The 24,626-nt window shown below is 61.4% G+C and carries 24 protein-coding genes and 1 tRNA gene; 11 read left to right on the top strand and 14 right to left on the bottom strand.

The genetic code is table 11. The annotated features are described in order from the left end of the window. Positions 1-7 precede the first annotated feature (7 nt). Positions 8-880, bottom strand: a complete 873-nt coding sequence (locus NKH41_RS12640) for a carbohydrate ABC transporter permease (RefSeq protein ID WP_352472057.1) — start codon at positions 878-880, stop codon at positions 8-10. 68 nt (positions 881-948) lie between these two features. Further along, complete coding sequence (locus NKH41_RS12635) at positions 949-2,217, bottom strand: ABC transporter substrate-binding protein (RefSeq protein WP_352926119.1); 1,269 nt, start codon at positions 2,215-2,217, stop codon at positions 949-951. Between the two features lie 388 nt (positions 2,218-2,605). Between NKH41_RS12635 and NKH41_RS12630 the strand changes: the two genes are divergently transcribed. Then, positions 2,606-3,853, top strand: a complete 1,248-nt coding sequence (locus NKH41_RS12630) for an MFS transporter (RefSeq protein WP_023674455.1) — start codon at positions 2,606-2,608, stop codon at positions 3,851-3,853. Positions 3,854-3,926: 73 nt separating this feature from the next. After that, positions 3,927-5,078: a ribonuclease D gene (gene rnd, locus NKH41_RS12625; RefSeq protein WP_352472045.1), complete on the top strand. Its 1,152-nt coding sequence runs from the start codon at positions 3,927-3,929 to the stop codon at positions 5,076-5,078. A 12-nt stretch (positions 5,079-5,090) separates the two neighbouring features. Here the strand turns inward: rnd and NKH41_RS12620 are convergent, their stop codons facing one another. The 3 genes from NKH41_RS12620 to guaB are packed head-to-tail and all read right to left on the bottom strand — an operon-like array spanning position 5,091 to position 7,606. Further along, a complete protein-coding gene (locus NKH41_RS12620; RefSeq protein WP_352918880.1) occupies positions 5,091-5,504 on the bottom strand; it encodes an MAPEG family protein in 414 nt (137 codons plus the stop codon). 28 nt (positions 5,505-5,532) lie between these two features. Further along, the gene (locus NKH41_RS12615; RefSeq protein ID WP_352932917.1) at positions 5,533-6,072 is read right to left on the bottom strand and encodes a hypothetical protein; all 540 of its coding nucleotides are present in this window, start codon (positions 6,070-6,072) and stop codon (positions 5,533-5,535) included. A 31-nt stretch (positions 6,073-6,103) separates the two neighbouring features. Next, positions 6,104-7,606 (bottom strand): IMP dehydrogenase, encoded by a 1,503-nt coding sequence (gene guaB / locus NKH41_RS12610; RefSeq protein ID WP_352458563.1) that lies wholly within the window; start codon positions 7,604-7,606, stop codon positions 6,104-6,106. Positions 7,607-7,900: 294 nt separating this feature from the next. Between guaB and NKH41_RS12605 the strand changes: the two genes are divergently transcribed. After that, positions 7,901-9,322 carry an MFS transporter gene (locus NKH41_RS12605; RefSeq protein WP_352501491.1) on the top strand — a complete coding sequence of 474 codons (1,422 nt, stop codon included), beginning with the start codon at positions 7,901-7,903 and terminating at the stop codon, positions 9,320-9,322. Positions 9,323-9,503: 181 nt separating this feature from the next. Here NKH41_RS12605 and NKH41_RS12600 read toward each other — a convergent pair whose 3' ends face one another. Together NKH41_RS12600 and NKH41_RS12595 are read right to left on the bottom strand one after the other, a co-directional pair. Then, positions 9,504-10,199: an RlmE family RNA methyltransferase gene (locus tag NKH41_RS12600; protein ID WP_023674449.1), complete on the bottom strand. Its 696-nt coding sequence runs from the start codon at positions 10,197-10,199 to the stop codon at positions 9,504-9,506. 58 nt (positions 10,200-10,257) lie between these two features. Next, a complete protein-coding gene (locus NKH41_RS12595; protein WP_352932752.1) occupies positions 10,258-11,640 on the bottom strand; it encodes a Ppx/GppA phosphatase family protein in 1,383 nt (460 codons plus the stop codon). Positions 11,641-11,936: 296 nt separating this feature from the next. Here NKH41_RS12595 and NKH41_RS12590 point away from each other — a divergent pair, with 296 nt between their 5' ends. Then, on the top strand, positions 11,937-12,869 hold the full coding sequence (locus NKH41_RS12590; protein WP_352932749.1) for a lysylphosphatidylglycerol synthase domain-containing protein: 933 nt from the start codon (positions 11,937-11,939) through the stop codon (positions 12,867-12,869). 110 nt (positions 12,870-12,979) lie between these two features. Further along, a tRNA-Gln gene (locus tag NKH41_RS12585) sits at positions 12,980-13,053 on the top strand. 94 nt (positions 13,054-13,147) lie between these two features. On the opposite strand, the gene NKH41_RS12580 is transcribed toward NKH41_RS12585, so the two are convergent. Together NKH41_RS12580 and NKH41_RS12575 are read right to left on the bottom strand one after the other, a co-directional pair. Continuing rightward, the gene (locus NKH41_RS12580; RefSeq protein WP_352932746.1) at positions 13,148-13,576 is read right to left on the bottom strand and encodes a hypothetical protein; all 429 of its coding nucleotides are present in this window, start codon (positions 13,574-13,576) and stop codon (positions 13,148-13,150) included. A gap of 610 nt (positions 13,577-14,186) precedes the next feature. Further along, complete coding sequence (locus NKH41_RS12575) at positions 14,187-14,618, bottom strand: YybH family protein (protein ID WP_352465494.1); 432 nt, start codon at positions 14,616-14,618, stop codon at positions 14,187-14,189. A 153-nt stretch (positions 14,619-14,771) separates the two neighbouring features. Between NKH41_RS12575 and NKH41_RS12570 the strand changes: the two genes are divergently transcribed. Beyond that, entirely contained in the window at positions 14,772-15,125 is a 354-nt protein-coding gene (locus NKH41_RS12570; protein ID WP_352932744.1) for a hypothetical protein, read from the top strand. A 966-nt stretch (positions 15,126-16,091) separates the two neighbouring features. Here NKH41_RS12570 and NKH41_RS12565 read toward each other — a convergent pair. The 3 genes from NKH41_RS12565 to NKH41_RS12555 all read right to left on the bottom strand — a co-directional run bounded on the left by NKH41_RS12565 (position 16,092) and on the right by NKH41_RS12555 (position 18,238). Next, on the bottom strand, positions 16,092-16,706 hold the full coding sequence (locus tag NKH41_RS12565; RefSeq protein WP_352932742.1) for a hypothetical protein: 615 nt from the start codon (positions 16,704-16,706) through the stop codon (positions 16,092-16,094). A gap of 51 nt (positions 16,707-16,757) precedes the next feature. Next, on the bottom strand, positions 16,758-17,432 hold the full coding sequence (locus tag NKH41_RS12560) for an acyl-homoserine-lactone synthase (RefSeq protein WP_352932741.1): 675 nt from the start codon (positions 17,430-17,432) through the stop codon (positions 16,758-16,760). An 83-nt stretch (positions 17,433-17,515) separates the two neighbouring features. Further along, positions 17,516-18,238: a LuxR family transcriptional regulator gene (locus tag NKH41_RS12555; protein WP_352932738.1), complete on the bottom strand. Its 723-nt coding sequence runs from the start codon at positions 18,236-18,238 to the stop codon at positions 17,516-17,518. Positions 18,239-18,385: 147 nt separating this feature from the next. Between NKH41_RS12555 and NKH41_RS12550 the strand changes: the two genes are divergently transcribed. Genes NKH41_RS12550 through NKH41_RS12540 form a run of 3 tightly spaced genes read left to right on the top strand, consistent with a single transcriptional unit; the run spans position 18,386 to position 21,119 of the window. Further along, a complete protein-coding gene (locus NKH41_RS12550) occupies positions 18,386-19,033 on the top strand; it encodes a cysteine hydrolase family protein (RefSeq protein ID WP_352932735.1) in 648 nt (215 codons plus the stop codon). Next, positions 19,030-20,343: a type I glutamate--ammonia ligase gene (locus NKH41_RS12545; protein WP_352932732.1), complete on the top strand. Its 1,314-nt coding sequence runs from the start codon at positions 19,030-19,032 to the stop codon at positions 20,341-20,343. The genes NKH41_RS12550 and NKH41_RS12545 overlap by 4 nt, the downstream gene beginning before the upstream one ends. Beyond that, entirely contained in the window at positions 20,343-21,119 is a 777-nt protein-coding gene (locus tag NKH41_RS12540) for an N-formylglutamate amidohydrolase (protein ID WP_352932729.1), read from the top strand. Before NKH41_RS12545 ends, NKH41_RS12540 begins: the two co-directional genes overlap by 1 nt. A gap of 64 nt (positions 21,120-21,183) precedes the next feature. Here NKH41_RS12540 and NKH41_RS12535 read toward each other — a convergent pair whose 3' ends face one another. Both NKH41_RS12535 and NKH41_RS12530 read right to left on the bottom strand, forming a co-directional pair. Further along, entirely contained in the window at positions 21,184-21,948 is a 765-nt protein-coding gene (locus NKH41_RS12535; RefSeq protein ID WP_352932726.1) for a hypothetical protein, read from the bottom strand. A 60-nt stretch (positions 21,949-22,008) separates the two neighbouring features. Next, positions 22,009-22,884, bottom strand: a complete 876-nt coding sequence (locus tag NKH41_RS12530) for a DUF7847 domain-containing protein (RefSeq protein ID WP_352492976.1) — start codon at positions 22,882-22,884, stop codon at positions 22,009-22,011. A gap of 152 nt (positions 22,885-23,036) precedes the next feature. Here NKH41_RS12530 and NKH41_RS12525 point away from each other — a divergent pair, with 152 nt between their 5' ends. After that, positions 23,037-23,663 (top strand): DUF4129 domain-containing protein, encoded by a 627-nt coding sequence (locus tag NKH41_RS12525; protein WP_352458749.1) that lies wholly within the window; start codon positions 23,037-23,039, stop codon positions 23,661-23,663. Continuing rightward, a complete protein-coding gene (locus NKH41_RS12520) occupies positions 23,660-24,583 on the top strand; it encodes a DUF4350 domain-containing protein (protein ID WP_352932723.1) in 924 nt (307 codons plus the stop codon). Before NKH41_RS12525 ends, NKH41_RS12520 begins: the two co-directional genes overlap by 4 nt. Positions 24,584-24,626 lie beyond the last annotated feature (43 nt).

The following is a 24,626-nucleotide window of genomic DNA, read 5'->3' as shown; positions in this document are numbered from 1 at the left end:
CCCATGATCAATAGTCCTTGTCCAGTCTTATCCGGCCGAGCCAAAGAACGAGCATGGTCAGCAGAGCGAGGATAAGGAAGAGAAGCGTCGAGGCGGCGGAACCGGAAGCGAACTTGTCGAACTCAAACAGGCTCTCGCGGGCAAACACCGACATCGACTTGGTGTGTATGTTGTTTGGCGTAAGCACGTAGATCAGATCGAAGATGCGCAGGGCATCGAGACCGCGAAAGATCATGGCCACCATCAACGCCGGTCGGATGAGCGGCAAAGTGATCTTCCAGAAAATTCTCCACGCGCCGACGCCGTCGAGCTTGGCGACCTCGTAGATTTCTTGTGGAAGCATCTGGAGGCCGGCGAGAATGAGAAGCGCCATGAAGGGGGTCGCCTTCCAGATGTCGACAACAAGGACGGCGACCATCGCCGTGTCGGCGCTGGCCGTCCAGGCGATCTTGGTGCTGATCAGGCCGAGCTTGAGCAGGACGTCGTTGATGATGCCGAACTGGTCGTTGAGCATCCACTGCCACATTTTCGCCGAGACGATCGTCGGGATCGCCCAAGGGATGAGGATCGCGGCGCGCACGATGCCGCGGCCGCGAAACCTGGCGTTGAGCACCAGCGCGACGATCATGCCGAGCACCGTCTCGCAGGTCACCGAAATCACCGCGAAGCGCACCGTGTTCCAGACGGCGCGCCACCAGACCGGATCGGCGAGCAGCCCGTCATAGACGACGCGGCCGCTCGGCATTTGCACGACGGAGAAATAGTTGGCGAAGCCAACCCAGCGGCGGGCTTCGAGGTCGGCGAGCGAGGCGTCGGTGAAGCCGAAATAGATCGTGCGCATCAACGGCCAACCGGCAACGGCGGCGAGCACGATGAGCATCGGAGCAAGCAGCAGCCATGCCGAGCGCACACGCTGACGCGCCAGCAGCGAGCCTGAGCGCGGCGAGGTCACCAGGCGGTGCCCTTGAGCCTGGTCAAGGAGAACTCCAGATCGGCAAGGTTGTCGGCGGCTGTGCCCTCGCCGGAAATGGTGTTGTGGACGGCGGTCCAGAACTCGCTCGATGCCTCATTGTACCGGCTCTTGGCTTGGGCCGAGGGACGCGGCACCGCGTTGAGGACGACTTCCTTCCAGCGCGGAATCACCGGCTGGGCGCTGGCGATGTCGGCATCGTCATAGAGTGCCTGGATGGTCGGCAGATATGCCCCCTTCAAGGCGCGGTACTTCTGCATCTGAGGCGAGGCGATCCATTTGACCAGCTCGATCGCTGCATCCGGGTTCTTCGAATATTTGGAAACCGCGAGATTCCAGCCGCCAAGCGTTGCTGCCGGGTGCGCGCCCTCACCAGACCCCGGCGGCAGCGTCGTCACCTCGAACTTGCCTTTGATGGGGGAGCTTTCGCTGTTGCCAAGCGCGTAGGCGTAGGGCCAGTTGCGCATGAAGACGGCGTTGCCGGTCTGCCAGACTCCGCGCGACTCTTCTTCCTGGTAGGCCAGAACGCCGGGCGGTGAGATGGTTCCCACCCAGCTCCTCGCCATTTCCAGCGCCGCAGCTGCTTGCGGATTGTTGATGGAGATGGTGCCGTCCGGCTCGATAATCTGGCCGCCGCCGTTCGACTTCACCCATTCGAGTGCATCGCAGGTCAGCCCCTCATAGGCGTTGCCCTGGAAAACGAAACCCCACATGTCCTTGTTGCCGGCCGCGCGCTCCTTATCCATGACAAGCTTGGCGGTATCGGCAAGTTCAGCCCAGCTGGCCGGGACCCTGGCGCCGTATTTGTCGAGGAGATCCTTGCGGTAGTAGAGCGCCGGAGCGTCGGTGAATATCGGCAAGGCGACGAGCTTGCCGTCCACGGTCTGCGATTTGATGATCGATGGGAAATGGGCGCCAACGACATCCTTGGTCGCTTCGGTCAGGTCGATGAACTGCCTTGCAAGCTGGGGGGCCCAGATGATGTCCGTTTGATAGACGTCGACGTCGCTGCTTCCGGCGGCAAGCCAGAGCCGGTATTGGCCAAACTGGTCCGTCGCCGAGGGGGGCAGCGGAACGACGCTAACCTTGTTGCCGGTCTTCTTCTCGTATTGATCGAGGATCTCGCGAAGGATTCTCTGGCCGTTGCCGGTATCTCCTGACACCATGGCGAGGTCGACAGCCCGCGCCGGCCCGGCCGCCAGAACTGCGGCCACGGCAAATGCCGCAAATGCGGAATGAAATTTCATGATGGCGGACCTCCCTTTGGAGCTTCAGGCCGGGCAGCAGAAACGACGTCGATGCTGACACCGTCTCCGCACACCGGCGGCTCACAAGACGCGTATTCGCCCACCAGCACTGAACTACAAAGATACGCCTTGGTTCCCAACACGGAGGGTCCGGCGCCACGCGGTAGCGCAAGTTCTCCCGCGGTAATGCACCTAAAACGTGTCGCGTTCGATCGGCCTCATGCGACGCGCTTTAGGTCCTTGTTTTTATACATGTCGTTATCGCAAAACCGCTGCACTTTTGCGCGACATGCATTAAGGCCCCCGGCTGGCCCCAACGCCACCGGGAATTGCCGCTGGCATTGGCGAAGCCGATGGTTCAAGAAGGATCAACGACAGGCTTTCCTTCATGTCCTCCATCCGCCCGCTGATCCCCCTCCTGATCGCCGCCGGCATCCTGCTCGGCGGCAACGGCCTGCAGAGCACGTTGATTGCGCTGCGTGGTGCGCAGGAAGGTTTTCCCGCTTCCTCGATCGGCCTGATGGGCACGTTCTATTTCGCCGGCTTCCTGCTCGGCTGCCTTGCCGTGACCCGCATCATGAAGTCCGTCGGCCATGTGCGCGCCTTTTCGGCACTCGCGGCGATCGCCTCGGCGGGAACGCTGCTTCTGGTGCTGGTCATCGATCCGGTGATGTGGTGCGCCGTGCGCTTTGCCGGCGGGTTCTGCTTTGCCGGCCTGTTCACCATCATGGAAGCCTGGCTGAATTCCGGCGTCACCAACACCGACCGGGCGCGGGTGCTTGCCATCTACCGGATGGTCGACATCGGCTCGGTGACGGGCGCCCAGTTCCTGATCCCGATCTTCGGCGCCGGCGGCTTTGCCATCTTCGCCATCATGTCGATGATGATCACCGTTTCGCTGGTGCCGGTTTCGCTCGGCGACCGCTCCAATCCGACGCCGCCGGAAGACGTCAAGCTCGATTTGGCGCGCGTCTGGCGGATCTCGCCGCTCGGCTGCTTCGGCTGTATCGCCGTCGGCGTCACAAACAGCGCCTTTCGCACCCTGTCGCCGGTCTATGCCGAGCAGATCGGCATGTCGGTCGCCGACGTCGTCACCTTCGTCAGCGTCGGCATTTTCGGCGGCGCCATCATCCAATACCCGCTTGGCTATCTCTCCGACCGCTGGGACCGGCGCTCGGTGCTGCTGATGACGACGTGCTGTGCGATGGTGGCGGCACTGGCGCTGGCATTCGTGGCAGGCGGCAGCCCGTTTCTCAACTTCCTGCTCGTCTTCATCTTCGGCTGCTTCGCCATGCCGCTCTATTCGTTGTCAGCGGCGCATTCCAACGACCGCGCCGACAAGGGCGAGTTCGTGCTGATCAACGCTGCCTTGATGCTGTTTTATTCCTTCGGCGCCATCGGCGGGCCGTTCGCAGCCTCGACGGTGATGCAATTTTTCGGGCCGAGCGCGCTGTTCGTGTTCAGCGCCACCGTCTATGCGATCTTCGTGGCCGTCATCCTTTACCGGATGCAGGCGCGCTCCGCCGTGCCGGCCACCCATCGCAGCCGTTTTACGGCGCTTTTGCGCACTTCGACGGTTTTTGCCCGGCTGGCGAAGCGGAATGCCGATCCCGATGAACCCGCAAAGCCTGGATAGAGGTGCTTGCGCTTGACGAAAGCGCGCGCGGCTGAAATTGAAAGAGACCCTATCCCTTGCCAAAAGCGATTTGATGCACGTCATCACCACCCAGAAAGAACTCGAGACCGCTATTGCCGCCTTCGAAAAGGCGGAATTCGTCACCGTCGATACCGAATTCATTCGCGAAACGACCTTCTGGCCGATCCTGTGCCTGATCCAGATGGCAGCGCCCGGGGTGACCGCGCTGATCGATCCGCTGTCGCCCGACATCGACCTGAAACCGTTCTTCAGGCTGATGGCCAACGAGGCGATCGTCAAAGTCTTCCATGCGGCGCGGCAGGACATCGAAATCATCGTGCATCTCGGCGATCTGGTGCCGCATCCGGTGTTCGACACCCAGGTCGCGGCAATGGTCTGCGGCTTCGGCGACAGCGTCTCCTACGACCAGCTGGTGCAGCGCATCACCGGAGCGCGGCTCGACAAGTCCTCGCGCTTCACCGACTGGCGCCACCGTCCGCTGTCCGAAAAGCAGCTCGACTACGCGCTCGCCGACGTCACCCACCTGATCGAGGTCTACAAGCATCTCAGCGCCGAGCTGGTGCGGGAAAACCGCGCCCACTGGCTGAACGAGGAGATGGACGTGCTGACCTCGCGCGAGACCTACGATCCGCATCCCGAGGATGCCTGGAAGAGGCTCAAGATGCGGCTGCGCAAGCCGCAGGAACTGGCGATCGTGCAGGCGGTGGCCGCCTGGCGCGAACGCGAAGCGCGCGAGCGCGACGTGCCGCGCGGCCGGGTGCTCAAGGACGATGCGATCTACGAAGTGGCGCAGCAGGCGCCGCGCGACGCTGCGGCGCTGAGCAAGCTGCGTACCACGCCGAAGGGCTGGGAGCGCTCGTCGACGGCGACGGCACTGCTTGGCGCGGTAAACGCTGCCCTTGCCCTGCCCAGGGAAGAGATGCCGAAGCTGCCGAAGAGCTTCCAGCCGCCGGAGGGGTCAAGCGCCGCGGCGGAGTTGCTGAAGGTGCTGCTGCGGATCGTTGCCGAAAAGGAAGGCGTCGCATCGAAGGTACTCGCCTCCAGTGACGACATCGACCGCATCGCTGCCGAGGGCGATGAAGCCGACGTGCCGGCATTGCAAGGCTGGCGGCGTGCCGTCTTCGGCGAGGCCGCGCTCAAGCTGGTGCGCGGTGAACTCGCCATCAGGTTCGACAAGCGCAAGATCGCTGTGTTCGATTTGTAAGCTTGAGCTTGCTCAGACCAAGCCGAGCAGATGCAGCGCTAGCCATATCCATCCAAGTGCAAGAACCACCGCGCCCAGGTAGAATGCCCTGCTGCGCAGGATCAGCTGATTGCTGGTCAAGTGGACCGATGCGTGAAGATAGCGGGAGACGACAAATATCCACATCAGTGCCAAGGTCAGATAATTGACGCCATTGGTCACGTGCAGCGTCAAGCATAAGACGTAGAAAAGCACCGGCAGTTCGAACTGGTTGCTCAGATTGTCGGTGACGCTGGAACCAGGCTCCGTCGAGCGCGTCTTGAACTGGCCGGCCTTGGCTTCGCCCGATCTGAACGCACCATGGCGGCGCCGGCCCATAACGACGTAGACGATATAGACCAGCAGCACCTGCGCCAGCATCGGCCAGAAGATCGCGGTCTGGTTCAAGATGCCCCCTGTCTCTGTCACCCAGCCTTCAAGACCGTTTCTGAGCCATCAGAGTGAAAGCCGCAGTGACGGTCACTGGTATCGCCAGTAGGGCGAATTTGGTGACGATCAGCGCCGAGGCGAAGGACAGCGAATCCGGATTGGCCGACAGAAAATCGGACAAAAGACGAGCCACGGCGATATTCTGGGCATAGTCGGTAAGCAGGTAGGGCAGCACCAGCACAACCGCGAATATCGACTGGGTTTGCGCAGGCAGTGCACGGAAATTCTTCAGCCGCCGGCCCGTGGCCAGGATCAGGCTGACCATCGTCAGCGACAGCAGCGCCGGAAACAGCAGGTCGAAGGTCAGGTAATGCCAGACGAGAATAATTTCGCTGCCGCGCCGGCCGAGTGCCGTCAGCCAGGCCATGCCCTCATCCGGGGTGAAACCGGCATAGCGCATGTCGAGCGACGGCAGACCGCCGCTCAATTGGCGAAAATAGAGGAACTCCATTGCCGTCATGATGATGAAAACCACCACGGTGGCGACACAGAGTGCGGCCGCGTGGCGCGACAGCCGCAGGATCATTGCCGCCAGATTGCGCCAAGACGCATGACGGTCAGGCTCCGCCAGGATAATTCGGGCTTTCGCGGGTAATCGTGACGTCATGGGCGTGGCTTTCACGAAGTCCGGCATTGGATATCCGCACAAAAGTGGCGCGCTCGCGGAAATCGGCAAGGTCGCGGCCACCGACATAACCCATAGCGGCTTTCAGGCCGCCTGCAAGCTGGTGCAGCACGCCAGACACAGGTCCTTTGTACGGCACCTGCCCTTCGATGCCTTCCGGGACCAGTTTCAGCGTGTCGCGCACCTCGGCCTGGAAATAACGATCGGCGGAGCCGCGCGCCATCGCGCCGACCGAGCCCATGCCGCGATAGGCTTTGAAGGAGCGGCCCTGGTGCAGATAGACCTCGCCCGGGCTCTCGTCCGTGCCGGCCAGCAGCGAGCCGATCATCGCAGCACTTGCGCCGGCGGCCAGTGCCTTGGCGAGATCGCCCGAATATTTGATGCCGCCATCGGCAATGACCGAAACGCCGGATTTCTGCGCCGTCTCGACCGCCGACATGATCGCCGAGAGCTGCGGCACGCCGACGCCGGCGACGATGCGGGTGGTGCAGATGGAGCCTGGTCCGATGCCGACCTTGACCGCGTCGGCGCCGGCATCGATCAGCGCCAAGGTGCCTTCCGCGGTGGCGACGTTGCCGGCCAGGATGCGAACCGAGTTGGACAGTTTCTTGGCCCGCGTCACCGCATCCAGAACGCGCTGCGAATGACCGTGCGCGGTGTCGATCACGAGAAGGTCGACGCCGGCGTCGATGAGGCGCTCGGCGCGTTCGAAACCGTCATCGCCGACGCTGGTGGCGGCGGCGGCGCGCAAACGCCCCTGCGCATCCTTGGTGGCGTGCGGGTTGAGCTGCGACTTCTCGATGTCCTTGACCGTGATCAGCCCGACGCAATTGCCGTCCCGATCGACCACAACAAGCTTCTCGATGCGGTGCTGATGGAGCAGCCGCTTGGCCTCGTCCTGATCGACGTTCTCCTTGACCGTGATCAGGTTCTCGCGGGTCATCAGCTCATAGACCTTTTGCGCCGGATCGGACGCGAAGCGGACGTCGCGGTTGGTCAGGATGCCGACGAGCCGGCCGACCGTGTGGCCGCCGGTGCCGCCGTTCTCGACCACCGGAATGCCCGAAATGCTGTAGGTGCGCATCAGACCCAGCGCATCGGCAAGCGTCGCCTCGGGACCGATGGTGACAGGGTTGACCACCATGCCGGATTCGAATTTCTTCACCTGCCGCACCTGCTCGGCCTGTTCGGCCGGCGAGAAATTGCGGTGGATGACGCCGATGCCGCCGGCCTGGGCCATGGCGATGGCGAGCCGCGCCTCGGTAACCGTGTCCATGGCGGCCGACAGGATCGGCACGTTGAGGTCGATGTCGCCGGCGATGCGGGTGCGGATGTCGGTCTCGCCGGGCATGACCTCGGAATGGCCCGGCTGCAGCAGCACGTCGTCAAAGGTCAGCGCCAATGCGCCGGTGGACGTCTCGATGATTTTTGCCATGGCCAGCCCTCGGAATGCAGGAAAGGCGCTCGCCCTGGATGGACAGCGCCGACTCGTCTTCTTCCCTTTCAGGATTGGCGCTGGCTCGTAACACGTCCCGTGGCCGTTGAAAAGCCGATGGTTGTGTAGTGGCGAAGCTGCATTTTGCCCCAGGGGCTGCGGGACTTGCGGTCGCACAAACGTGACAGCAAATTAATGCGACATCCGGGCCAAGCCATGATAACCGCCCTACCTGTCGGTTTGGCCCCAGGGCCGGCAAGCAATCGCGACGCACATTTCAAGGCCGGATCCATCGTGAACCGCACCATTCCGCTTATCCTGGCGGTCGCTCTATTCATGGAAAACATGGATTCGACCGTCATTGCGACATCGTTGCCGGCGATCGCCATCGACATCCACACCAGCCCGATCGCGCTCAAGCTGGCGCTGACCGCCTATCTGGTATCGCTGGCGATCTTCATTCCGATCAGCGGCTGGATGGCCGACCGCTTCGGCGCCAAGAATGTCTTCCGTGCCGCGATCGCCGTGTTCATCGTCGGTTCGGTCGCGTGCGCCATTTCCAATTCGCTGCCGGCTTTCGTGGTGTCACGTTTCCTGCAAGGTATTGGCGGCGCCATGATGACGCCGGTCGGCCGGCTGGTGCTGGTACGCGCGACGCCGAAAAGCGAGCTCGTCGCCGCCATGTCGTGGCTGACTGTCCCGGCTCTGGTCGGCCCCCTGGTCGGCCCGCCGGTCGGCGGCTTCATCACGACCTATTTTTCCTGGCACTGGATTTTTCTGATCAATGTGCCGATCGGGCTGATCGGCATCTGGCTGGCCACGCGTTTCCTGCCGAAGACCGACGCCGCGCAGACGCCGCCGCTCGATCTCATCGGTTTCGTGCTGAGCGGGCTGGCGGCATCGGGCATCGTGTTCGGCCTGTCAGTGGTCAGCCTGCCGGCTCTGCCGCCAGTTGCCGGCTTTATCACCGTTGCCGTCGGGCTGGCATCGGCGGTGCTTTACCTGCTGCACGCGCGCCGCGCCAAGAACCCGCTGCTGGCGCTCGAGCTGTTTCGCAATCGGGTGTTCCGCTCGTCGGTGCTCGGCGGCGGACTGTTCCGCATCGGCATTGGTGCCGTACCTTTCCTGTTGCCGCTGATGTTCCAGATCGGTTTCGGGCTGACGCCGTTCCAGTCCGGCATGATCACCTTCGTCTCGGCGATCGGCGCCATAGGCATGAAATTCGTCACTGCGCTGATCTTCAGGGTCGCCGGCTTCCGCCGGGTGCTGATTTCAGGCTCGCTCATCGCTGCCGCGTCCATCGCCATCAACGGCCTGTTCACACCCGACACGCCCTACGGGCTGATCCTCGCCATGCTGCTCGCCGGGGGCTTCATCCGCTCGATGTTCTTCACCGGCATCAATGCGCTTGCCTACGCCGAGATTTCGGCCGCCGACACCAGCAAGGCGACGCCGATCACGGCCGTGTTCCAGCAGTTGGCGATCGCGCTCGGTGTGGCGCTGGCCGGCGGCATCCTCGAAGTGTCGACCAAGATCCATGGCGGCCCGCTGACGCTGAGCGACTTCCACACCGCCTTCTTCATCGTAGCGGCGGTGTCGGCGGCAGCCTCGCTGTCGTTCATGCGGCTGGCGCCGGACGCCGGCAATGCCGTGTCTGGACATGGCCGGTTGACGCCGCCGAAGACACTGGAGCCGGTGAGCCCGCCGGGGAGTTGAGGACCCCTTCCCTTCTCCCCTTGTGGGAGAAGGTGGATCGGCGCGCAGCGCCGAGACGGTTGAGGGGTGTTGGAAGAAATGAGGCGATGATAACTGCAAGCGTGTTGCCAAGCTGGAACACCCCTCATCCGACCTCGCTTCGCGAGGCCACCTTCTCCCACAAGGGGAGAAGGAAAGGGCGCTACCCCTTGAAATCCTTCGCCAGCAAATACAGCTCCACCGATTCGTCGCGTGAGGCCGGTGGCTTGACGTGGTGGACCGAGCGGAAATTCCGCTTGAGTCTCGCCAGCAATTCGTTCTCGGCGCCGCCCTGAAACGTCTTGGCGAGGAAATGTCCGCCCGGCTTCAATACCGACAGCGCGAAATCGGCCGCCACCTCGCAAAGATGCATGGTGCGGATGTGGTCGGTCCGTTTGTGGCCGGTGGTCGGTGCGGCCATGTCGGAGAGCACGATGTCGGGCTGGCCGCCCAGCGTCTCGGCCAGCTTTTCGGGTGCCTGCGGATCGAGGAAATCCATCAGCAGCACCGGGGCGCCCGGCACGGCGTCCATCTCGAGGTAATCGATGCCGACGACGTTCGGGTGTTCCGCGGTCGACTTGGTACGCGCGGCGGCGACCTGGCACCAGCCGCCGGGTGCCGCGCCAAGGTCTATCACCTTCATGCCAGGCTTGAGCAAATGGTGCTTGTCGTCGATCTCGATCAGCTTGTAGGCGGCGCGCGAGCGATAGCCGTCGGCCTTCGAGCGCTGGACATAGGGATCGTTGATGTGGCGCTGCAACCAGCGGCGCGACGATTCCTTCAAGCCGCTTTTCTTCTTGATCTTTGTCTTCAGCACGCGAATGCCGGCGGAGCTCGGTCTTTCCGGTTTCTTGGTCATTGCTTGATTGCTTGTTTGAGCATGATCTTGTCCGAAAACCGGCAGCCACTTTTCGGGATCATGCTCTGCCTCGCCGCCAGACGCCGTCATCGGCCATCAATTCGCTCAATATGCCCTCGCGCAGGCCGCGGTCGGCGACACGCAGCCGCTCCGACGGCCAGACGGCACGGATCGCCTCCAGTATGGCGCAGCCGGCCAGAACCAGGTCGGCGCGGTCGGCGCCGATGCAGGGGTTGGCGACGCGTTGCTGGAAATCCCAGCCGACCAGTTTTTCGACCATGCGGTCGACGCTGTCGCGATCCATCCACAGCCCGTCGACGCGGCGGCGGTCATAGCGTTCGAGATCGAGATGGACGCCGGCCAGCGTCGTCACCGTGCCCGATGTGCCGAGCAAATGGAATTTCGGGCTGGCCAGGAGGTGGCTCAGCCGATCACGCCCGTCGAAGGCGCGCAGCCGCATTGCGACATCCTCGACCATGGCGCCAAAGATCTCGCGTGTCACCGTGCGGCCGCCAAAACGCTCGGCCAGCGAGACGACGCCGACCGGCAGCGACGTCCACGAGACGATATGGTTGGCAAGCCTTGGCGAGCGCTGACCGGTGAGGTCGATCAGCGCGATTTCGGACGAGCCGCCGCCGATGTCGAACAGCACGACGCCTTGCGTGTCGCGCTCGACCAGCGAACCGCAGCCCGACACCGCCAGCCGCGCCTCGGTCTGGCGGTCGATGATCTCGAGCTTCAGGCCGGCCTCGCGCTCGACGCGCTCGAGGAACTCGACGCCATTGGCGGCGGTTCGGCAGGCCTCGGTGGCGATCAGCCTGGCTTTCCTGACCTTGCGGTTGCGCAATTTGTCACCGCAGATCTTCAGCGCCTCGACCGCGCGGTCCATTGCGGCGTCGCCGAGCCGGCCATTGGCGGTAAGGCCCTCGCCCAGCCTGACGATGCGCGAGAAGGCATCGATGACGCGGAACTGACCATGGCGCGTCGGCACCGCGACCAGCAGCCGGCAATTGTTGGTGCCGAGATCGAGCGCGGCAAACACCGGCAATTCCTGCAGCGGCGGCGGTGTGCGGGCACCTTGCCCCGGCCTTGGCGGAGCTGAGGGCGGAGGCGCGTAAGCCGCTGGCTGGGGCGGGCGCGCGGCCGGGGCCTCGTTGGCGGCGGGCACCGAAGCGCCGGCCGCCAGCGGACGAGTCTCGTCGCGTGCGAAAACCTTGCGCCCGCGCCGGCGCTTGCGCCGTTTCTTGGGTTTGCCGTTCTGATGCGAGCCGTTCTGGCCCTTGTGGTCGTGGGACGTGTCGCCAGCCTGTCCGTTGCCGGACCAGGGTTGCACCTGACGGCCGTAGCGTCCGGTGGATGGATTTGCCTGGCCGGACGGCGTCGGCGAACCCCTGGACACGCCCACTTCCGGCGCGCCAGCGCCGGCGTCGTGGTCTTCCACTGTCGTTCCTTCCGGCGCCGCGCGAACCGGAGACCGGACGCAGCAGGCGCTTTTACATGTTCAAGTTGCCGCCAGACTATCAGCGCACGGCCGGATCACCAAGAGTGCTCGCGGCGAATTTTGCCGGCGGCATTGTCTTGCCAGTGCCCTCGCCACGATGATGGCGCGCCTTCCCGGTTGAATAGCCGGCTTCAATGAGGCATTTCTGAAATGGAGGGTAATCATTCGGCAACGCGGGCGGTTTGCCTGCTGCGAACCGGAAAACGGTACGGGCTGCAACGCATGATCGTCATGCCATGAACTGGAGGCGCTATTTCTGGCCCGTCATCGGCATCGCCGCGGTGGTGTTCTCGCTGTGGCTGCTGCTGCACGAATTGCGCGGCATCTCGCTCGATGATGTCTGGGCCGGCATAATCGCCATCCCGGCGCGCGGCTGGGTGCTGGCGGCGCTGAGTTCGGTCATCGCCTATGCCTCGCTCGCCGGATACGACCACATCGCGTTGCTGCACATCGGCAAGCAAGTATCGTGGCTGTTCGTCACCTTCTGCTCGTTCACCACCTACGCGCTGTCGCACAATATCGGCGGCTCGGTGTTTTCCGGTGCGGTGATCCGCTACCGCGCCTACGGCACCAGGGGCCTGACCGGGCAGGACGTCGGCATTCTGGTGGCGATCTGCTGGATCACCTTCGTGCTGTCGACGCTGTTCGTCTCAAGCATCGTCCTGCTGCTCGAGCCCGAGGTGATCGACCGGTTTTCCGGCACGCCGCATCACCGGCTGTCGCAAGCAGCAGGGTTCGCCATGCTGCTCGTGGTGGCGGCCTACATATTCGGCAGCTGGCTGCATCTGAGACCACTCAGGATCGGCAGCTTTCAGCTGCATTATCCGGCGCTGCCGATCGTGGCGCGGCAATTGCTGGTCGGCCCGATCGAGCTGCTGGCGGCGGCGGCGATCATCTTCTTCGCCCTGCCCGCCACCGGCAATCCCGGCTATTTCGTCGTGCTCGGCGTCTTCCTGGTGTCGTTCTCGATCGCGCAGATCTCGCATGCGCCGGGCGGGCTCGGGGTCTTCGAGGTGGTGTTCCTGGCAGGCTTGTCGCATATGGACCAGGTCGGCGTGCTGGCGGCGCTCCTGGTATTCCGGCTGTTCTACCTGATCATCCCGCTGCTGATCGCACTCGGTGTGGTGCTGTTCTTCGAGCACTCGCAATACAGCCGCAGCGAGAGTTGAAGCGCCGGAAGCCGACGATTGAACCCCAACACAGGGTTGACTATTTTCCGGCGGCGGCTACAAGGGCCGCGCGGCTGCCTGGCGGCCCACCCTGCGCGACAAGCGCCTGCTGGGGAATAGGTTAACGGTAGACCCACGGACTCTGACTCCGTTAGTCCTGGTTCGAATCCAGGTTCCCCAGCCAGCTTCTTTTATTCAATGACTCAACCACTTAGAGAATATTAGAAAGCACCAACTGTTACATATTAGCGTGTGATCCACATGGCATTCGGCCGCGATCACGGACGCATCAGCCTGTCCACGATCCGCGAGATATCCGTGAAGCCATATTTTTTAGCCATGACCTGCGCGAGTTTTCGAGCACCGCCGGTCGCGCTGTATGAAATGCCATCGCGAGCGCTCGCGTTTTTTGAATTCTCTTGCCAGTGCAACGAGAATCCGGCGTATTTTCCGCGCCCTATTACCTGGAACTGGTCCTCTAATGGACTCCTGAAGCGGAAATTAAATAAAAACGACGGCAGTTCCTCGAAAACCACCGTTGCTCCATCGTCCCCCAGGTTTTTATTTTTCTCCTCAAAATCCCTTTCAATTTTTTCCTTCCGTCTATCAGCCGATAAGCCCATAATGTTTTTCTTAACATTCTCACATATCATGTTTAGGCGAACAGCGTCGTCGTTCACTTCTTTGCCAATGAGAAACCCGAACATTCTACGCTCCCAAATACATCTGGACTAGTTGAAGGCGCCTTTTTGTTCGGAATAGCTTATTTTGCTCCGTCGCTTCTAAGCGAACAAGCATTTCAATAGCGATTTCGCCTGCCTTGTTTTCTTGGCCAGACAACAGCTTGGTTCCCATAAGCGCGTTAACTCTCGAAAGGGTCATTTCGGCGTTCACCTTGAAATCTCCCCGTTGAGCCCGCGTGGCGGAGTCTATCATGTCTTGCACAAGCTGCTGGTCTGAACTGGATAGCGGCATTGGCCTCCCCTATACGTCAATTGTGCCACGAACTACGGCAACAGCGCACTTTTTATCATGTCGCCCCCGCCGCATGGTGCACCTTGCCCGCGTTCCCGCCCTGCCGCATCCCCGGACCGTACCGGCGAGCCAAAGTGTTTTCACCTCCGAAGACTATGTGTTCCGCAAGAACTGCTCATCGAGTATTGCCGCGTCGCCGATGTCGCGGCTTTTCGATACACCCGTGGGCCGAGAGCATCGCCGGGCAAATCGGCAAAGCCGCGAAACCCGGAAAACGAGGCAGGCGGCGAAAGGAAATTAGTGCACAGTCACCGTAATTCCTAAAACCTCTCCGGCAACCTTCTACTCCCCGACAATGGACGTCGGCGGGCGTGCCGAGGTTATCGGATCGGCATGACGAAGGACGATCCTCCACGCGCCTTCCTCGCGCCGGAATATGGTGGTGACTCGAAGCGCAATCGGCACCAGTTTGTTGCCACCACCGACCTTGGATTGGAACCGCTCGACCTCGATGATGTATCCCAAGTCGGCTGTCGCATACTCCGAGATGCGCTCAAAGCCGATGGCCTTGCCGTGCCGGTAATTGGTGGCGGCCCGTTCCATGATCTCAGCGGCCTTTCTCCATCCCTTCGCCGGCGGGCCAAAGGGATTGGCAATAATGACGTCGTCCTGTCGCGAGTAGAGGTTTTTCAGGGGCTCGGGATCGCCCTTTACGAAGGCATCCAGGGCCAGATGATCCTGCTCGATAAATTTCGTCAGGTCGGAGGCTAACATCTTAACATCGCCCCATGACTAAAAAAGAGAACTCTATCAGGCACTTCATCCGCCCTTCGCCTTGCCACAGGCGTTCGGGCTGGTGTCCGGAGTATAGATCAGAATTACGGTGAGTGCACTTTTTACCGTGTCGCCCCCGCCGCATGGTGCACCTTGCCGGCGTTCCCGGTCTGCCGCATCGCGGGCGTCGTACGGGTGAGCCAAAGCGTTTTCACGTCCCAAGACTATGTGATCCACAAGAACTGCTCATCGAGTATTGCCGCGTCGCCGATGTCGCGGTTTTCGAGGCACCCATGGGCCATCGCCGGGCAAATCGGCAAAGCCATGAAACCGGAAAACGAGGCAGGCGGCGAAAAGAAAATGGTGCACTGTCACGGTAATCCCAAGAACTGCTCATCGAGTATTGCCGTATCGCCGATGTCGCGGTTTTCGATGCACCCATGGGCCGAGAGCATCGCCGGGCAAATCGGCAAAGCGGTGAAACCCGAAAAACGAGGCAGGCGGTGAAAAGAAAATAGTGCACTGTCACCGTAATTCGCGTTCCGCCTTTCGAAATCCTTCTTCGCAACAAGATTGTGCAGGTTGGCCCAAATGAGGCCGGCTCTTCCCGATCGATTGGGATTTCTCCCGAGTGAAATTACTCACCTCGAAAGTGGCCTTTAGAAGGGGCAGAGCCGTGTCCCGACCACACAGAGGGAGATGACCTTCCCCAATCTTACCCGACTCCCCCACTTGCTGTGACAGCGAGGCGCCCCACATGCCCCAACCAACACCAGGCGGCCTCAGGAATAGGCGAACGCGTGTGGTAGGATTCTGAGTTCTTACTCAGGCTATCGGTCACGACCCCAAGGAGCCCAGAAAGGAAAAGGCCAAGGCGACGGCATACCATCTGCGCTCATCGATGCTTTTGTCGGCCCATTCGAGCCATCGATTGTGGCCTGAACATCGTTGGTTGAAGTGTGAACTCGGACCCCTACCACCCAGGCCGGGACCGAAAACGCCTTGGTCACGCTAATTTTCGTGAAGACCTGGAGTACCCGGCCGGTGGGCTGCGTTGCCACAAAATCAAGGTCGAGGATGCCATCTTTTGGAGGGACTATGTAAATCCACGGCGTAAGGTCGGGCAACGACCACCCGCTTGTGGGAACCCAACCGCTGGCCGATACGGCTATCGCCGGCGGATTTTCAGGTATTACCAAAAGTCCCTCAACGTGCACTTTGTCAACTGAATAAATGCGCGATTGCATAGCCTTCCTCCCATTAGACGAATTTTCTGGGACTACCCCGGCGCGAAGGCGTTCACGCCTTCAAAGTGCTTTTTCGAAGTGCCGGCTAGACTAACTCTCCGGCCAGGGGTAGAACCCCCTTCCTGTCAATTTCGAACTTAAGTTTGTGAGAAACGTTATTACTTTAGGACAACAAACGAGAAAGACCCGTCGTTCCCGGCGGGTGCGATCCCAATGCCGATAGCGTCTATACTCGATGCCAGTCACCAGATTCTTGATGCGTGCTAAGCGCAACACTGATTTCTTTGGCCCTTTCACCAACCCTCGGAACGATGCACGCCAGAAAGGCCGCCTTGAATGCAGGTAGTGCCGCTGCCGGGCTGGCAAATATAGCTGCCAGGGTGGCCGCCACGGCGCCACCGGTTGCGCAGTTTGTAACGTCACCCCAAATACTATTTAAGTCCGGTGCCGAGAATTCTGCATAGGCGGTAATTTTTGATGTCCGCGTATACAGGACAGGATACTTGATGAATCCTCCTTCCCATTCAACTTTAAACTCTGGCACGCCATCAATATGAGCAAGTTCAACTTTTCTATTCTCGGACAATAGCAACTCAGCAAAGTCTTTTCTGGATCTTGCGGTATCCATTCTCTTTTCTGCGTCTGCTTTTTCGTCCAGCCACCATTTCTGGATCGGCTTACAATGCAGCGCGACCCATTCTGCGCAATTCCAATATATATCCGGACCGTAAGCTATTCGGTAAATCATCGGATACAATTGCCCCTCAGGGATAATGTGGCACCCGAACATATCTTCCGGTACTGCTGACAGCAGTGATAACACGATGTATTTATTACTCATTTTTGTTTCCTCCATGTTGCATATATATATTTAGATATTAGATCTAATCAGTTAAGCGTGGCTCTTCTCCGTAGTATCAGAAGTCCTGTTCGTTCGATTTGACACAAAGGGAAATTGTATTCCGCGCCTAACTATCAAAGAACGATTTATTTCAAGTATCTTCCGCACACTCGCCAGCGCCGCCTCGTTCACCTCGATATAGGCAACGATGTACCATTCGCCGTTCTCTTCCCTGGCCATGCCCATCGGCTCGGCACGCCATTTGAGCGCGCCATGGTGGGGCATGAAGTAGGTTTCCTGGATGCCGCCGACGGCGCTGAGGCCCTCGTCGAGAGCATATTCCATTACCGCGCAGCACAGCTGCGTCAGCGTGCCCCTTAGTCCGGCAGTGCGTTTATCGGGAACGACGAATGTGCGGGTCCATTCGGCCCAATCGGGACGCCTGGGGACGCCCGATTTTTCGCACATGTGAGAAAAGACCTCCGAGACCATGTGCGGCTCGCTCGTTGGGATCAATCGAGCCGAAGTCACTACGCGATCGTCTTCAATGCCCAGCAGGTATGTCGCCGCGTCTGTATCGAATTGATCCAGTTCGCGACCATCCGGGCTCGGAGGGCGCCAGCGTTTTTGATGCACGAAGAAATCGTGCCGGCGGCGCAGAAACTCGTCGAATTCGTTTTCGTAGAGATGCTTGTTATGCGCATTGACTACGTGGGCCGTTATCATGGCGCGATCCCCCGATCGTTCTCGCCGGGATACTCGCAGTCGCGCTAATATACGTCACCTGTCCGATGGGACAGTTGACGCGTTTAGGGATGGATCAGACGCCGGCGCACCGCCTCGACGACCGCTTGCGTGGTCGTGGCGACGCCAAAAGCCTCGCGAGCCCGTGTCGAGTGCCATTTGACCGTACGCTCGGTCAGGCCGAGAATCTGCGAGGTTTCCGATGAGGTCTTGCCGGCCGCAGCCCACAAGAGCACCTCTTTTTCGCGATCGGTCAGCACGCCCTCATGGTCATCATCGTCATTCGCCAACGCCTGGATCGACATGCCCGCGTAGACCGCCATCGTCACCAGTTGCACTTGATGGCGCGGCGACAGGGCGCAGGCCTTCGCGGAAGAGGCAAACGAAAGCACGGATTGCCAATGATGAACGCTGAGCATCGGTACGGCGAAGCCGCTGCAGATGCCGAACTCAGTCGCCTCGCCGGCGACGCGTCGCGAGCCTTCCGTATCCGACCATCTTGCCGGAACTTCCGACCAAAGGAACGGCTTCAGGGTCTTTGCCGAGTAAATGCAAACACCATCAGCCGCGGCATGCTCGGCCTCGACATAGCGTTCGAACCAGCCGGCCGGCCAGCCATTCAGTTCGACCATCGGTGCAAGCTTCTGCCCACCGAGCGGCACGCCGCTCAGGATCAGGTGCTCGAAGCCGAGATTTCGCACGGTTTCGAGCAGGTCGCCCAGAAGCGGCCCGGTTGCAGTGTGCTTCCTGCAGCGTTCGACAAAGTCGAACACATCTGAATCGATCATGACAGAGACCCCCGTCTCCACTCCCGAAAACAAACTTTACCTCAAATTAGCGACTTCGAATACTCCTAATAAGTGTGCGCCACGCAGGACGCGTGGACCAAAATCAGCTAAATCAGCCGGATTGTGATCACCACACAGGACCCAAGCATGGCGCGAGCACTGCCAAAACGAAACGAGCCGTTCCGGACCGGCGAAACCGCGTTGCTGCTGGTCGACATGCAGCGCGTCTGGCTGGAGCCGGGTGCTGATCCAGCGCATCCGGAGCGCGGTCCCGACCACTATTTCTACCGGCAGACCGCGTCGCAAACGATCCCCAACCAGGAGCGCCTGCTGGCGGCGGCGCGGGCCAACGGCGTCGAGGTGATCCATACGATCATCCAGAGCCTGACCGAAGACGGCCGCGACTGCTCGCTCGACCACAAGCTGACGCCGATCCATATCGCGCCGAGCCGGCCGGAGGGGCTGCCGGTGCCGTCGCTGGCGCCGGTCGGCGACGAGATCATGCTGCCGAAGACATCGTCGGGTGTCTTCAACTCGACCAACATCGACTATGTCTTGAAAAACCTCGGCGTGCGCTATCTGATCGTCGCCGGCATCATGACCGACCAGTGCGTCGACATGGCGGTGCGCGATGCCGCCGATCGCGGCTATCTCGTTACCTGCGTATCCGACGCTTGCGCCGCCGCCTCGCAGGAGCGTCATGACGGCGCGCTAAAAGCCTTCGGCGGCTATTGCTGGGTCACTGATACCGCCATCGTTACGGGCCGTTTCGAAGCTTTGGGAAAAGCTGCATGACCGTCGAACCGCTGGTTGCCGTCGTCACCACCGACCTTTCGGCGATCACGCGCGGCCGCTCGGTCGTCGAAAGCAAGCTGCAGAAGATCGCCGCGACCGGTGTCGGCTGGCTGCAGGCCAACCTGTCGCTGACGCCGTTCAACTCCATCGTCGACCCCAATCCGTGGGGTTCGTCAGGCGATGTGCGGCTCGTTCCCGATCTCAACGCGCGGTTCCGCACGGCGCTGACCGGATCGGCGACGCCCTTCGATATGGTCGCCGCCAACATCGTCGAACTCGACGGCAGCCCGTGGGTCGGCTGTACGCGGACCATGCTCAAGGATGCGCTGGCGGAGTTGAAGGCGGCGGCCGGGCTTTCCGTCATCGCCGCCTTCGAGCATGAATTCCATATCGAGGGCGACTTTGGGCCGGCTCATTCGATGTCGTTGGCAGCACTGCGCCGCGCCGACCCGTTTGCCGCCAATCTGATGGCGGCGCTGGCGGAAGCCGGCGTCGCGCCGGAAGTGGTGATCGCCGAATTCGGCACCGACCAGTTCGAGGTGACGTGCGAGCCAACCGATGCGCTTGCCGCGGCCGATCGCGCCGTCGCCATCCGCGAGATCACGCGCGAAGTCGCGCGATGGGCCGGCTGGCAGGCGAGCTTCGCACCCAAGATCGCGCCGGATGCCGTCGGCAACGGCGTCCACATCCATTTCAGTTTCGTCGACGAGGCCGGCAAACCGGCGACCTACGATCCGGCACAGCCGGGCGGCCTTTCCAGCCGTGCCGCTTCGTTCTGCGCCGGCGTGCTCCGCCATTTGCCCCCGATCACCGCCATGACGGCGGCGAGTGTGTCGTCCTACTACCGGCTGAAGCCGCATAGCTGGAGCTCGTCCTACACCTGGCTTGCCGATCGCGACCGCGAGGCGAGCCTGCGCATCTGCCCGACGGTGACCATCGGCGGGCGCGATCCGGCGCGGCAGTACAACATCGAATACCGGGCAGCCGACGCCACCGGCAATCCCTATTTGTCGCTGGCGGCGATCGTGCGCGCCGGGCTGGAAGGGCTGAAGGCCGAGCTGCCGGCGCCGCCGCTGGTCTCGGGCGACCCGACGCTGATGAGCGTTGCCGAGCGCAAGAAGCTTGGCCTCGTGCGGCTGCCGGAAACGCTGCCTGCGGCACTCGACGCGCTCGTTGCCGACAAGACCGTCACCGGATGGTTCGCGCCGGTGTTCGTCGAGACTTTTGTCGGCCTCAAGCGGCATGAGACCGAGCGCCTCGCCGGGCTCGACCCAGTGGCGGTCTGCGATCTCTACCGGACGCTGTATTGATGGCTGAGCCGCTTGCCAACGCCATCCTACCGGAAGGTTGGCCACCCGCGGTCGACGCAATCAACGAAACGGGGCGTTCCGATATCGTTCTGATATGCGAGCACGCGTCCAATCATATTCCGGCCGAGTATGCGCGGCTCGGTCTCGACAGCCGCCATTTGCAGCGCCATATCGCCTGGGATATCGGCGCCGCCGCAGTGACCCGCGCTCTGTCGAAACTGCTCGATGCTCCGGCTTTCCTCAGCTCCTATTCGCGGCTGTTGATCGATCTCAACCGGCCGCTTGGTTCCAGCGGCAGCATTCCGGCGCTATCGGAGGACACCGGCATCCCCGGCAATGTCGGCCTCGATCCGGAGGAACGAAGCCGGCGTGCCGAAATCATGTTCGCGCCGTTTCATGACCGCGTGGCCGCCCATCTCGACGACCGGGCGAAGCAGGGCAGAGCGACGCGGATCGCGACGATCCACTCCTTCACGCCGGTCTTCCTCGGCATTGCGCGGCCCTGGCACGCCGGCGTGCTTTACGACCGGGCAGTCGATTTCGGCCAGGCAGTGCTTGCCGGCCTGCGCGCCGACGGTGCGCTCAACGTCGAGGCAAACGAGCCTTATGCGATCAGCCGCGACGGCGACTACGCCATACCGGTCCATGGCGACGACCGCGGCATTCCCGCGGTCCTCATCGAGATCAGGCAGGACCTGCTGGCGAGCCGCTCCGGCATCGAGGAATGGGCGAAGCGGCTGGCGGCGGCGTTGCCGGTGCAGACACAGGGTTTGTGAACAAGCTCGGCTGCTCGAGCGCAACGCGAGAGCCGAGCCGTCGATGAAAAGCCTCCACCCGTCCTCAGGAGAAGATTTCCGCCAAGTCTTCGACGCTCGTGCCTTCCTTGACCTGGCGCAGCTCGACATAGCTGACGGCGATGGCAGTGGAAAACACGACTTGCTCGACCGCGCGCGCCAGAGCGTCCAGGAAGAACACGAGCGGAATGCCTAAGTGGGATAGGACGCGGCCCAACGTGAAATTTGTTGCGACCAAAGCTACGAATAGGGGGAACCAGAGACTGAGCAGAGACCAACGGCTGCCCTTGGAAAGATCGCGGCTGCGGCCCAAACTCGCGAATACCCCCAGTTTTTCCTGAATCAGAACCGGTATCGCTACAACCCAGAGAACCAACAACAAAAATCCCGGAACGACGAGCAGCACGAGGCCGACTGTGAAGCCAATGTTGACAATCAGCGAAATGCCGATTGCCGGCAGCAGCAGTGCCACGGCCGTCCCCATGCAATCACGCATCGACGGCCGCTTGCCGCTCAAATCCTCGATCGCAGCGCGCGTCAGCACCGCCTCCAGGAAAGCCATAAGGACCACATAGCCGATCGCGCCAATGACCGTGAGCACGAGCCGTTGAACCGAGAATTCCGCAACGCCATGCTCGATATTCGTAACGGATTTCCAGAACCAGAGCGCAAACACGAATCTGGGCAAGGTGTAGAAAATCAGGGCAAGCCCGAGGCAGAGCGCGAGATTGCGGCCGATGACCGCAAAGCTGGCGCCGAAAACCCTGCCGATACGAAATGTGTTGGGCTGGTCCAGCGTTATTGACGCCACGATATTACCTATCCAGTCCAGACCGATCCTGACGCGATGAAGGCAGCAAATCCCTTGCCGCTACGAGAAGATTTCCGCCAAGTCTTCGACGCTGGTGCCTTCCTTGACCTGGCGTAGCTCGACATAGCTAACGGCGATGGCAACCGATATTACCGTCGACACGACCGTTGACACAACGGCGCTTCCAATCGCGCCCACAATCAGGCCAACGGTCGAGAGGCTGCCGGTAAGGGCGAAAGCCAATCCAAACACCAAAGCGAATGCCATTTGGAAGGCAATCGCCACCAAGAACAGAATCAGCAAAAGGCCGAATAGTGACCAGCGGCTGCCCTTCGTCAGGGCGCGGCTCCGCGACATCGAGCCAAACACGCCAAGGCGCTCCTGGATCAGCACGGGTACGGAAACCGATATACCAAGCAACCACATGATGCCGGGAACAAGCAGCATCACGAACGCGACGATCGTCCCGAAGATCGGGATAATCAGCCCTGCGACGGCAATCGCAACAACCCCGAGGACCATGACGAAAAAGACCACCAGCCCGATCCCAAGCGTCGGGAATATGCAGCGTAAAGCTATTTGGATGCAGTCACCGATTGCCGGGCGCTTGCCGTTCAAGTCTTCTATCGTCGCCCTCACCAGTGATGATTGAAACAACAAAGCCAGCACAAGATATATCAAGCCAAAAGCCACCGATATTAACGAGTTGCGTAGAATCGCCGAGGGATCGGCAACAGCCATAGTTTCGGGACTAGCAATATTGATGTTGGCAAAATTGCTGTAATTCCAAAGGTTAAGCACCAGTGCCGGAAGGGCGGAAAAAAGAGCCGCTAGTCCGACCAACAGACCCGGATTGCGGCCGATAACCGCAAAACTGTTGCTGAAAACCCTGCCGATGCGAAACTTGTCCGACCGTTCCAATGTCGTTGAAACCATGATGCGTCCCCCGCTTAATCACCGCATATCGGCTGGTGATCCCCGCATTAAATGTGCCAACATTGGAGGTCGACGTCTAGTCCACTTGCAATTGTCTTGCCGCATTGCCAGTGTCGGCTGGGGAACCACAGGTTGCAGGGGAGCGGGTGGCGGTGGCACAGCCAGGCACAGCGGAAGCCGAACGGCTGACCAATCTGCACAAGCAGCTGATCGCCGATGAGTCGATCCAGTTCGACCTGCCGGCCTATGTGCCGCCAAAGCCGCCCGAGTGGCTGAAGCCGCTACAGGATTTTTTGTCGTGGCTCGGTCCCTACATGATCTATCTGTTCTGGGGGGCGGTGATATCGGGCGTCGCAATCATCCTGCTTTTGGTCTTCCTTGAGGTGAAAGGCATCGCCTGGCGGCTGCCGTGGCAGCGCGCCCGACCCGAAGTCGAAGACGAAGAAGCCTGGCGCCCCGACGCCGGCGCCGCGCAGATCCTGTTGTCGCAAGCGGATGCGCTGGCCGCACGCGGCGACTATGACGAGGCGGTTCACCTTTTGCTTCGGCGCAGCGTCGCCGATATTGCCGGCCGGCTGCCGGACTTCCTGCGCCCGTCGCTCACCGCGCGCGACATCGCCAATGCCCCTTCCCTGCCGGGAAGGGCGCGCCACGCGTTTACCGAGATCGCCCGCATCGTCGAGGCGGCGCTGTTCGCGCGGCGGCCGGTCGGCGCGGAAGGCTGGCGGCAGGCGCGCGGCGCCTATGAACGTTTCGCCTTCCGGGATGCCTGGACGTGAGTGCACCGGCGGTCGAGGCACAGGAGCCGTTCAATCGAAAGACACTGTTTTGGGGGATTTTCGCCAGCCTCCTTGCGGCAGCCGGTTTCTTCCTGCTGTCCACCTATGCTCCCGATTTCCGGCAACCCGGCAATGGCGGCGCCACGCCGCTGTCGAAAAGCGGCGTCGGCTACGCCGGCCTGGCGGAATGGCTGCGGCTCACCGGCGAAGCGCCCTTGATGGCGCGGACCGAAGACGATCTTGCCAGAGATATACTGCTGATCGTCACCATCTCGCCCGACAGCGATCCGGAGGCGCTTGACCGCATTCTTGAGCTTCGCGATGACCGCGAGACTCTCTTCGTGCTGCCCAAATGGCAGACCTTGCCCCTCCAGCAGCACGAGGGATGGAAGATGAAAATCGAGCGTTTGCCCGACACCGTAGTCAACGATTGGCTCGGCCGGATCGCCAAGGCCAAGCTCGGTGTCGGCAGGAGCACGGTCGAGCAACTCGAGATCCGGGGCCATCTCGTCGCCGCGCCGCAAGACATGCAATGGGTTGCCGACGATCACCCGATCATTGCGGCAGGCAGCGGCAAGGCCGTCCTCATCGAATTCCAAGACAAACCCTTTTTCATCCTGACCGACCCCGACCTAATCAACAATTCCGCGCTTGGAGATGCCGACAAGGCGGCCGCGGCGCGCGACCTGATCCAATGGCTGCGGCCTGGCAAGGGTCTGGTCATGTTCGACCTGACGCTGCACGGCGGGGCGCGGAAATATGACCTCGCCAAGCTCCTGGTCGAGCCGCCGTTCCTGCCGCTGACACTGACGATCCTGATCGCTGCGGCGCTGGCGTTCCTGCATGGCCTTGGCCGGTTCGGCCCGCCGCGGATAGACCCCCCCGCCAAACCCCTAGGCAATCCTGCGCGGGGCGCTTAAACGGCGCTGGTGATGCGGCGGTCCGGGCGGCGGGGCGAGCCGG

This window comes from Mesorhizobium sp. M1169 (genome assembly GCF_040318345.1).
Taxonomy (GTDB): domain Bacteria; phylum Pseudomonadota; class Alphaproteobacteria; order Rhizobiales; family Rhizobiaceae; genus Mesorhizobium.
Note: the sequence above shows the minus strand (reverse complement) of the source record. Positions and strands in the feature narration are given on the sequence as shown.